The sequence below is a fragment of the Streptomyces sp. NPDC050164 genome (assembly GCF_044459945.1).
In the GTDB taxonomy this organism is placed as follows: Bacteria; Actinomycetota; Actinomycetes; order Streptomycetales; family Streptomycetaceae; genus Streptomyces; species Streptomyces coeruleorubidus_A.
Genome location: NZ_JBITJK010000079.1, coordinates 1 through 9832, shown reverse-complemented (window position 1 = coordinate 9832; position 9832 = coordinate 1). Strand labels below are relative to the sequence as shown.

Here is a 9832-nt window from a genome sequence, read left to right as displayed (position 1 = left end):
GCGTCTTCCGCAGAGCCCGCTGCAGCCCTAACCGCATGACGGTCATGGCCGCTGCCGTCCTCACCCTGGAGCGTCAACGCTGAAAACGCTCAGTGGAAGGCACCCGTCCTGCGGGGGCCGAGCCGACCAGGACACTCTGCCGCGGACCAGGCGCCCGAGTTCGAGGCGGACGCGGTCACATTGTCCATGCGCCCCGCCGGTCGGCTCCGGACCGCGAGGTCGGCCCTGCTCGTCGCTGACCGTGGTGGGGTGACCCCCCCTCGTGCTCGCGCTCGGCCTACCGTCGACGGACCCCACCGCGGCGGCTGCGCAGCAGAGGCTCACGTCGCGTCTGCCACGGACCGGCAACTCCTCCATCGGATCGCCGAGCGGCGGGCCAACTCGGCGACACCGTCTTGAGGTACATGGCTGCGTGGGCCACCAGCCACCACGTGCGTCCGACGGTGATCTGCCTGAGTCCCTCCAGCCACCTGGGATCGGCTGCCCGAGAATGCTCGATCAGATCCACCTGGACCCAGTCCCAGCGCGTCCAGCAACTGCAGCACAGCACATCGGTCCGCGTGAGTTCGAGTCAGGGCTCCGGGTCCGCAGCGACCGGCACAGCGCTGATCTCGGACGCCTTCCCCCAGGCCACCACCGCCGAGCAGACCACAAGCAGCACGGATACGAAAGGACAATCTTCCTGCGTCGGTAGCACCAATTGGTCACCATCTGCAGGCGGTTGGCCAGCGGATCGACCGCGCGGGTCGAGTGGACACCCCGACGGAGCTTCGTTGCCCACGTAGAGCGCTTGCCGGATATCGTCACACCACCGCGACCTGCACAGCTGCTGGGCACGCTCTGCCCGCGTCGATATCGACATCGAACTTCTGGGGTCCCAGGGCGCTACCCGTTCCTACGGCGCATCAGTGGAGGAGAAGCAAATGGATGAATTCGACTTTCAGTTCCGCGGCGACCGTTCCGGTGAGGGTCCGATGACCTGGGGGCAGCGTGAGCAGTGGATCAGCATATGCAAGATTGCCCCGGAGGATGCGAGGTTCAACATCCCCTTCCTTTGGGAAGTTGCGGATGGGATGACAATTCATGAGGTAACGGAGGGGATTAGGCAGCTCGTCGCCCGGCATGAGGCCTTGCGTACACATATTGCGGGCCCCGTGGAGAACCCGCTGCAAGTCGTTCATCGTGAGGGAAAGTACAGCGTCTCCGTAAGTGATATTTCGCGTGCGTCGCTCGACGAAGGTGACATGTTCGATCAACACGACACCTCCCTTTCATGGAATCATGTTCGAGAACTCTCCGGACGCAGATTCGACCTTGCACGTGAGTGGCCGGCCAGGTTCCGGATCCTGTTGGGTCCGGGAAAGCGCCCTAAATGGGTGTGTGGTGCCATTTCACACATCGCGGCAGATGCGGCGGCTGCAAAAATACTCAGGCGTGACTTCGAGGTGCTGATGGGTGTGGATACCCATTCGCATCCAACACGCTCTCCTTACCAGCCGCTGGACCGAGCGGAATACGAGGGATCCTCTTCTGGGAGAGACTTCCTGGCCAGGGCGGTGGCTCAGTGGAAGAAATCTCTGCAGAGATTTCCGATACTTTCCTACGGGGAGCCGCGACCGCATGTCGAAGGAGACAGGTATCCGAAGGTCTCGCTGTATTCGAAGTCGCTCGGAGAGATTGCCCAGCGTACGGCACACGAATGGGGCGTCTGGGAATCTGCCCTGTTCATGTCTGCCTCCGCGCAGGCACTTCTGGAGTTGACGGGGCACAGTGGATTCCCCATGATCGTCACGTGCGCCAACCGGGGGGGACGAGTCGCCGATGAATACGTCGGAACCATCGCACAGCAAGGAGTGGCGCCAGTCGCGGCTACTCCTAGTTTTCCAGACATGGTAAAGGAGTTCTGGTCGCTCCTTATAAGGATGCCGCGGCATAGTTCGTACGATCCTGTCATCGTCGGTCAATTGATTGCCGATGCTTCCGGCGGGCAGTTCGAGTCCGTCGATCACTTCGTTAATTATCGAAAGGTGTTCATTTCGGCAAACGCTGATGATGTGACAAAAAATTTCACGGGAAGCCGAGCATTTCTTGCTGATGGCCGGGTCCCTTCCACCTTCCTCCGGTTTGGTCTCATGATCCGCTCGTATGGCCGTGATGCGCAGGCGGTACTCTTTGCTGATCGTCATTACATCGACATCGAGTCGATCAGGTCGATATTGACCCGCATGGATGACCTGATTCGCGAGTCAGGCTCCGCGCCTGCTGACCATCCCACCGTCAAAGGGCGTTAGCCTCGCGCTTTCACGAGCGTGGCCGTCCGACGTGTGATCAAAGAAGTGAGCAGTGCCGCTGACCTGGGTCGATGAGACGGGTCTAGTACTCCAGCCGGACTTCTGTATTTGTCCTGGTCAACGGCTTGGCGGTGGGGAGTGTAGCGGGGTTCCGGCATGGGCGGGACGGTCTTGTGCCGGCCGTCCCACCAACGAGTGCCCGCGCCGCATGTAATGAGCCTTTTCAGCGCTGCCGCTCCAGGGTGAGGACGGCGGCGGAGATTGACGACATTCGATTTGGGCTGCATCGTGCCCTGCGGAAGATCCGCCACGACTTGAGCCGTGCGACGCCGCGCTCGACCGGTGCCCGTGCCGCGGACAGCGCTCGGTTGACGGTTCGCTGGGTTGGCGTGAGGTCACGGCCCGGCGGGCGTCTGAGGGGCGTTGTCACCCACGGGCCAGCTCCCATGTAGGCGCGGTCGGCGCGGACCGGGACGCCCTGGCGTTCGCAGATCCGGATCATCTGGTGGGTGCGGGCCGCGGTCAGGTCGTGCGCGCGGCCGGGCAATGCGGGCGAGATCCACAGCAGCCGGCCATCCGGATCGGTCACCAACTGCACGTTCACACCATGTCGGCGGTGCTTGGCAGAGTAGTCGGCCCGGCCGTCGCCCAGGCGGTCGCACTCCGCGAGAGTGCCGTCGAGCAGGACGTAGTCAGGATCGGTCTCGCGCACCACCTTGAGCAGGCCCGGTGCACGGTCAGCGAGCAGGCTGATCACCGAGGTGGTGTAAGCGTGAGCGGTGCCCACCGAGATACCGAAGCCGACGGCGATCTGGGCAAGCGTGTCGTGCTTACGCAAGTACGTCAGGGCGACGAGCGCACGCTGGTGCGGCGGGAGTTTGCATCGTTCGGTCACCCTCGCGGGTGACGATGAGCATGGTGACCCACTCGACCAGGGCGTGGGGCAGGTCGAGTGCGGCAGAATAGGGAACCAACGCGGCTCCTGTGCCTGTGGGTTGAGACTTCGAACACCTCCCCCAACGGCACGGGAGCCTCGTGCGTTGCGCATCCCGGCGGCGCCACTCGATCGGTGGCCGTGCTGAAAGGGTCACTGACACCAAGTCGCTCCGAAAATCGGCAGCGTCACGCCGGCGCGGGCATGACGATCACCACGCGAGTGGTGAAGACTGGATAGTGCTCTGACCGCATGGGTTCGCCGGGTTGGTGGTTATGGCGGTTGGATGGGCGGTGACGTTCGTTCCGACCGCTGGAGGTGTGGTGGCCGAGCCTGTGCGAGTGCGCCGACTGACCGACCAGGAAGGGCAGAAGCTGCAGCAGATCGTGCGCCGGGGCAGTACCAGCTCGGTGCGCTATCGCCGGGCCATGATGCTGCTGGCCTCGGCGGGCGGGAACCTGTGCCGGTGATCGCCCCGCTGGTCCAGGCAGACGAGGATACCGTGCGCGATGTGATCCACCGGTTCAACGAGATCGGCCTGGCATGCCTGGACCCTCAGTGGGCGGGAGGCCGTCCCCGCCTGCTCAGTCGTGACGACGAGGACTTCGTCATCCGGACGGCCACCACCCGCCCCACCAGGCTCGGTCAGCCCTTCACCCGCTGGTCGATCCGCAAACTCGCCGCCTTGTCGGCGTACACGTGAACGTGCATGGCCGCGTACGGATGAACGTGCAGAGTTCCTGAGGTGCTGAGGTTCGGGATTCGGCACTCTGCTGCCTGTTGGTCGAGGTCGCAGAGATGGGGTGGCCGTGGTCCTGGATCCGCAGCGCTGGCTGGAACTACGGCGTTTTCGTGGCCTGGTCGAGTCCGGAGCCATGAGCCTGACCGAGGTCGCCAAGGAGACCGGCCTGAACTGGCGGACGGTCAGCAAGTATCTGTCAGCCGACGGACCCGCTTCGCCTCCGCGCCGGTCGCCGAACGGCCGGTCCCGGGCCAGAGTGATCGACGAGTTCGCGCCGCTGGTCGACTCGATGCTGCGGGCGGAGATCTTGATGAAGGCCGCCGTGATCCACGAGCGGCTCGCCCAGTAGTACGGGTTCACCGGCAACTACCAGCGAACCAAGCTCTACGTCCAGGAAGCCCGGCCCCGGATCGCCGAGGAACTCGGCATCACGCCGAAAGAGCTGGCGGGCATGCACCGCCGCTTCGAGGTCATCCCCGGCGCCCAGGCCCAGGTCGACTGGGGCGACGAAGGGAAGATCCTCGCCCACATGGGCATCCCGAAGGTCTACTCCTTCCACATGACGCTGTCGTACTCACGCGACCCGTTCTGCTGCTTCACCACCAGCCAGGACCTGCAGACCTTCTTCGACTGCCACCGCCGGGCATTCGCCCACTTCGGCGGGGTCCCTATGACGATCGTCTACGACCGCACCAAGACCGTCGTCCGACGCCACGTCGCCCCCGGCGAGGCCGTCCCGCTGCACCCGGAAGCGGTCGGATTCGCCGGCCACTACGACTTCGACATCGACGTCCTGGCTGCTTACCGGCCCACCGGGAAAGGATGCGTCGAACGCCAGGTGCTCATCGTCCGCGACCACGTCCTGTCAGGCCGGGCCTTCTCTTCCATCGAAGAGATGGACGCGGCCTTCGCCGCATGGGTGCCGCAACGGCGGGCCCAGATCCACAAGACACACCGGGAGGTCATCGGCGAACGGGCGGCCCGCGACCACGCGGCCCTCAAGCCACTACCGCGCACCCCCTATCTGGTGGCCGAACGACATCTGCGGCCCGTCGACAAGGACTGCCTGGTCGCCTTCGGCGGCAACCTCTACTCGGTGCCCGCCCGCCGAGTCCGCCCCCGCCAACTGGTCGAGATCCGGGCCACGAAGTCACAGATCATGCTGCACTCGACCGCCGCAGACGCCAATGGCGAGACGCTGCTGGCCACACACCCTCGGGCGATCGGCCGCGGCGTCCGGGTCGTCGAGGAGACCCACTGGGACGGATTGCCCACCGGCAAGGGCCGCCGCACCACCACCGGCGACGTCCCCCAGCCCCGGCGCGAACGTCCTCTGGGCGAGGAGGCCGGACCGCTGCAGGCCCTGCTGAACCGGGCTGCCGCCACCCGCATTGAGGTCGGCCGCCGTCCGCTGTCGGTCTATGACGAGCTGACTGGCACTCGTCCCTTCACCACCCGTCCGAGCACGAGGGAAACGTCTTGAGCGAGCTGGTCTCCACCCGCATCCGCAACACGGCCGGCAAACTCGGCCTGCCCCACCTGACCGAGACCATCAACGAGTACATCCGGCGGGCTGACGAAGGAAAGATGGGCTATCTCGACTTCCTCGACCTGGTGCTGTCGGAGGAACTCGCCGTCCGTGACGACCGCCGGTTCCGCCAGGGCCTGCGGCTGTCCCGGCTGCCGCACCACAAGACGATGGACGAGTACGACTTCTCCTTCCAGCCCGACCTCGACCCGCGCAAGGTCAAGGACCTCGCCACCTTGTCCTTCGTCGAAGCCAAGGCCAATGCCGCCCTGCTCGGGCCGCCCGGCGTCGGCAAGACACACATCGCTGTCGCCCTGGCGGTCGCGGCCTGCCGGGCCGGCTACTCGATCTACTTCACCAGCCTCGACGACATGGTCCGCAACCTCAAGGCCGCCGAGGCCGCCGGGCGTCTGACGAACAAGCTCGGCACCTACCTGCGGCCCAGCGTCCTCGTGGTCGACGAGGTCGGCTACCAGCCCCTCGAACGAGCCGAAGCGAACCTGGTCTTCCAGGTCATCTCCAAGCGCTACGAGACGGGCTCGATCATCCTGACCTCGAACAAGACCTTCAGCGAATGGGGCCAGGTCTTCGGCGACGAGGTCCTCGCCACCGCCATCCTCGACCGCCTTCTCCACCACTGCGAGGTCATCTCCATCAACGGCCCCAGCTACCGGCTGAAGAACCGCCTCAAGGCCATCGAGCGAGAGAACGACGTGGCCTGACCGGCCGCGATCATCCCGCCGGGTCCTCGCCCGGCGGGATGAAGGCGTCGGCGCCATCAGCATCCTCGACATGCCCCTGGGCATCGACCGTGATGGCCGTCGCCCGCCCCTGCGACGTGATGAGCCAGGCCAGCACCTGTTCCGTCAGCGGCGTTCCCCCTGGGCCCTCGTCCTTCCAGTGCACCTGCCACCCTCCACCAGGCACCGCGGCCACGACCTGGTCGGCTCGCTCCAGATGGGAGAAGTCCTCGTAGTCCGTCACCGGACGCAGGGCACCGCGCTTGGGATCGACGACCAGAGCCGTCCCGGTCGCCTGGTCCCAGCCCTCTACACGCACCATGCGGCCGATCTCGGTGTCGGTGCCGTTGAAGATCGCGGTCCAGCCGGTCTGATTGAAGTAGCGAAGAGACACCGCCTCATCATCTCGAACAACGACACTCGCGCTTCACCGGTCTCCTTGCTCTGCACGTTCGTCCGTACGCGGCTCTGCACATAGGCGAGTACGCCGACACGCCTACCTGCGGCGCGTGCACGGACGCGTCATCCGCATTGGCCGGGAAGCCTTACGGTGCCTGCTCCTGCGCCGCGGCATCACCTTCCAGCGCACCAAGACCTGGAAGGAATCGCCCGACCCCGATCGCGACGCCAAGCTCGACCGCATCGAGCAGGCGCTGGACCGCTTCCCCGACCGGGTCTTCGCGTTCGACGAGTTCGGGCCCCTGGGCATCCGGCCCACCGCAGGCTCCTGCTGGGCGAAGCAGGGCAAGCCAAACCGGCTGCCGGCGACCTACCGCCGCACCCACGGCGTCACCTACTTCCACGGCTGCTACTCCGTGGGCGACGACCGACTGTGGGGCATCAACCGCCGCCGCAAAGGCACCGCCAACACCCTGGCCGCGCTGAAGTCGATCCGAGCCGCCCGACCCGACGGCGCCCCGATCTACATCATCCTGGACAACCTCTCCGCCCACACCGGCGCTGACATCCGCCGCTGGGCGAAGAAGAACAAGGTCGAGCTGTGCTTCACCCCGACCTACGCCTCCTGGGCCAACCCGATCGAAGCCCAATTCGGCCCGCTGCGGCAGTTCACCCTGGCCAACTCCCACCACCGCAGCCACCCCGCACAGACCCAGGCACTGCACACCTACCTGCGCTGGCGCAACACCAACGCCCGCCACCCCGACATCCTGGCCGCCCAACGCAAGGAACGCGCCCGCATCCGCAGCGAGAAGGGCATCCGCTGGGGCGGACGCCCACTCGCAGCCGCAGCCTGAACCCGGTGAACCTATGCGGTCACAGCACTAGTCAGGAAGATTTCGGATCTGTCGGACGGACGGCATAGCCAATACGCTGAGCCCCGTCCGCACTATCTAGGAGAGTCGTGACAAGTAGGTTCACCGAGTTGGCCGTTGACTGCCACGATCCGGAGAGGCTCGCGGCCTTCTGGTGCGAGGTCCTGGACTTCAAGGTGATCGACCAGAGCGAGAGCAAGGTCGAGATCGGCTCCTGGGTGCCGACCGTCGAGGATGTTCGGGCCCGCCAGATGCCGCCCACCCTGCTGTTCATCCAGGTGCCCGAGGGCAAGACCGTGAAGAACCGGCTTCACCTCGACGTCAGCCCGATCGACGGCAGCACCGAGGACGAGGTGACCAGATTGCTCGGCCTCGGCGCCACCAAGACGGATGTGGGCCAGGGCTCAGACCGAAACTGGGTGGTCATGGCAGACCCCGAGGGCAACGAGTTCTGCGTCCTACGCACCCTGGCACCGCAGAACTAGACCGCGAGCGGGCACCCACACCCCGTCACACACCGCAACTATCACGTTGCCGAGAAGACCTCACTGTGCTCGCAATGATCGGGAGCGTGGACCGCAGGCGGCTCGATCTTGCGCAGCCGTGTGAATGGCACAGCTGAGGCAAGCGCGAGAGCGATCGCTCCCACGAGCAAGAGGGCGAGCCAGGCGCCCGAATTGTCGATGACGATTCCAGCTGCTGCGGACGCCAGCGATGCGCCGAGGTTTACGGAAGTGTTGATCCATGTCGACGCTTCCGTCCGGCTGGTTTCCGGAACGATGGTGTCGGCGATGAGGTACCCGGTGATGAGAGACGGAGCGAGGAAAAGGCCAACGAGTGCGAGGCCCGCAGCGAAGAGACCGAGTGTGTCCAGCTGGGAGACGAGCACCGCGGCGAGCGCCATGCTGACGCACAGGGCGAACAGTCTCTTGCCGATTCCGGCCTTGAAGTTCAGTTGCCCATAGAGAAATCCTCCGAGAGTACTTCCGCCGGCAAAGGCCGCCAGGAGCCAGCCTGAAGCTGCGGCAGCATCATGTTGCGCAGCGACTGCCGGAGCTGCGATCTCCGCGACGCCCAGTACACCACCGACGCCCAGGAGGACGATCAATACCCTTGCGAAACCGGGCTGCCGCAGCGGGCGATCACCTCGCGCGACGCCCCCTCCTGTTCCGCGAAGCGCTCTTGACGACGCGCTGGACGTCATCGCTACGGTGCCGAGGGAAACTGCCGCCGCGGTCACCCAGAGCCCGATGCCGGGAGAACTGGCCACGATGACCGCGGTGATGATGACGGGGCCACCGACGAAAAGGAGCTCTTCGCACACCGCGTCGATGCTGAATGCCTTTGTTCGCTGGTCACCGGCTGTCGTGAGCGACGCCCAGATCATTCGCATCGCCGCCCCCAAGGGCGGCGCTGTCAGGCCGACCACCGCGCTCAGAATGAGGAACCAGATATCCGCAACTCCCTCGGCTTCCGTGATGAGCGCGAGAGCGGTGAACCCTGAGGCTTGGCCTGACGCCATAGTGGTGAGCGCGATTCGTTGACCGAATCGATCGACGGCCCGGGCGCGCCAGGGGGCGGCGATGACGTTGGCGATTCCGAACGCGGCTGTTGCGAAACCGGCTTGCGTGTACGAACCCGTGCTGTCGTGGACGGCGAGGAGGAGAGCCAGACCGCCCATTGCGAGAGCGGACCGGCCGATCAGGGCGGGGAGGAAGGCGCGAAGCGCGCCAGGAAGCAGAAGCACTGCGAGCACGAGGAAGCTCCGATGATGTGCGACCGGTGTCGTATGCGCGGCCGCGAAAGTCTGACGGTTATCGAGGTTCGGGGGGCATGACAGACCGCACCCTCAACGGATCAGAACCTGGGCGGGAGAGACCCAAGACCGTCAGATGAACATCACGATGAGCATCCGGAAAGCCTAGCAACTGCGGCCTTCATGCTGGCTGGTGCAGCGGAATCCGGTCCACGGGTGCCAGCAGCCCTCGATCAGGACCTGGATCGCCTTGCCCTCGGCGTCGAGCTGCGTGCGCCGGACCCTCTGAAGCCGCCAGGCTCTCGTACGGCAGACCGGGCCGCAGTACCGGCGCGACCGCCTGCCCCTTGGTGGCTTGATGCCGCACTGAGAGCACCGGCGCACGTTCCTCCTTGCCGTACCTCCAGGGTCCTCCCGTCCGGCCCATGCGGGGCAGAGGCGGTCCCGGTTTCCACGGCCAGCGGTCTGCCTACTAGTAGTGCTTCGTTACGTTGGGTGATCTCGCCTGGTGGTGGGCATCCTCTCCGGTATGAGGTTGGGGGAGGTGGAACGACTCCGGGGCGAGTT

At 65.4% G+C, this 9832-nt stretch carries 5 protein-coding genes and 5 pseudogenes; 7 read left to right on the top strand and 3 right to left on the bottom strand.

Features of this window, described 5'->3' with window-relative positions; genetic code table 11:
• A pseudogene (locus tag ACIBNA_RS44695) lies at nucleotides 1-83 on the top strand (IS5/IS1182 family transposase); the annotation flags it as partial.
• Nucleotides 84-923: 840 nt separating this feature from the next.
• Nucleotides 924-2291, top strand: coding sequence for a condensation domain-containing protein (locus ACIBNA_RS44690; RefSeq protein WP_399171194.1), 1368 nt, complete (start codon nucleotides 924-926; stop codon nucleotides 2289-2291).
• 223 nt (nucleotides 2292-2514) lie between these two features.
• Here the strand turns inward: ACIBNA_RS44690 and ACIBNA_RS44685 are convergent.
• Nucleotides 2515-3265 (bottom strand): annotated as a pseudogene (locus ACIBNA_RS44685) (transposase family protein).
• A 283-nt stretch (nucleotides 3266-3548) separates the two neighbouring features.
• Here ACIBNA_RS44685 and ACIBNA_RS44680 point away from each other — a divergent pair.
• From ACIBNA_RS44680 to istB, 3 genes and pseudogenes are all read left to right on the top strand, one after another.
• Nucleotides 3549-3910, top strand: a pseudogene (locus tag ACIBNA_RS44680) (transposase); the annotation flags it as partial.
• Between the two features lie 124 nt (nucleotides 3911-4034).
• A pseudogene (istA, locus tag ACIBNA_RS44675) lies at nucleotides 4035-5450 on the top strand (IS21 family transposase).
• Nucleotides 5447-6217 carry an IS21-like element helper ATPase IstB gene (gene istB, locus ACIBNA_RS44670; RefSeq protein ID WP_399171191.1) on the top strand — a complete coding sequence of 257 codons (771 nt, stop codon included), beginning with the start codon at nucleotides 5447-5449 and terminating at the stop codon, nucleotides 6215-6217. The pseudogene istA and the gene istB overlap by 4 nt, the downstream one beginning before the upstream one ends.
• 10 nt (nucleotides 6218-6227) lie before the next feature.
• Here istB and ACIBNA_RS44665 read toward each other — a convergent pair whose 3' ends face one another.
• On the bottom strand, nucleotides 6228-6629 hold the full coding sequence (locus tag ACIBNA_RS44665) for a hypothetical protein (RefSeq protein ID WP_189893735.1): 402 nt from the start codon (nucleotides 6627-6629) through the stop codon (nucleotides 6228-6230).
• Between the two features lie 100 nt (nucleotides 6630-6729).
• Between ACIBNA_RS44665 and ACIBNA_RS44660 the strand changes: the two are divergent.
• Nucleotides 6730-7491 (top strand): annotated as a pseudogene (locus tag ACIBNA_RS44660) (IS630 family transposase); the annotation flags it as partial.
• 107 nt (nucleotides 7492-7598) lie between these two features.
• Nucleotides 7599-7994: a VOC family protein gene (locus ACIBNA_RS44655; protein WP_399171188.1), complete on the top strand. Its 396-nt coding sequence runs from the start codon at nucleotides 7599-7601 to the stop codon at nucleotides 7992-7994.
• 41 nt (nucleotides 7995-8035) lie between these two features.
• Here ACIBNA_RS44655 and ACIBNA_RS44650 read toward each other — a convergent pair whose 3' ends face one another.
• Nucleotides 8036-9265: an MFS transporter gene (locus tag ACIBNA_RS44650; RefSeq protein ID WP_399171185.1), complete on the bottom strand. Its 1230-nt coding sequence runs from the start codon at nucleotides 9263-9265 to the stop codon at nucleotides 8036-8038.
• Between the last annotated feature and the right edge of the window lie 567 nt (nucleotides 9266-9832).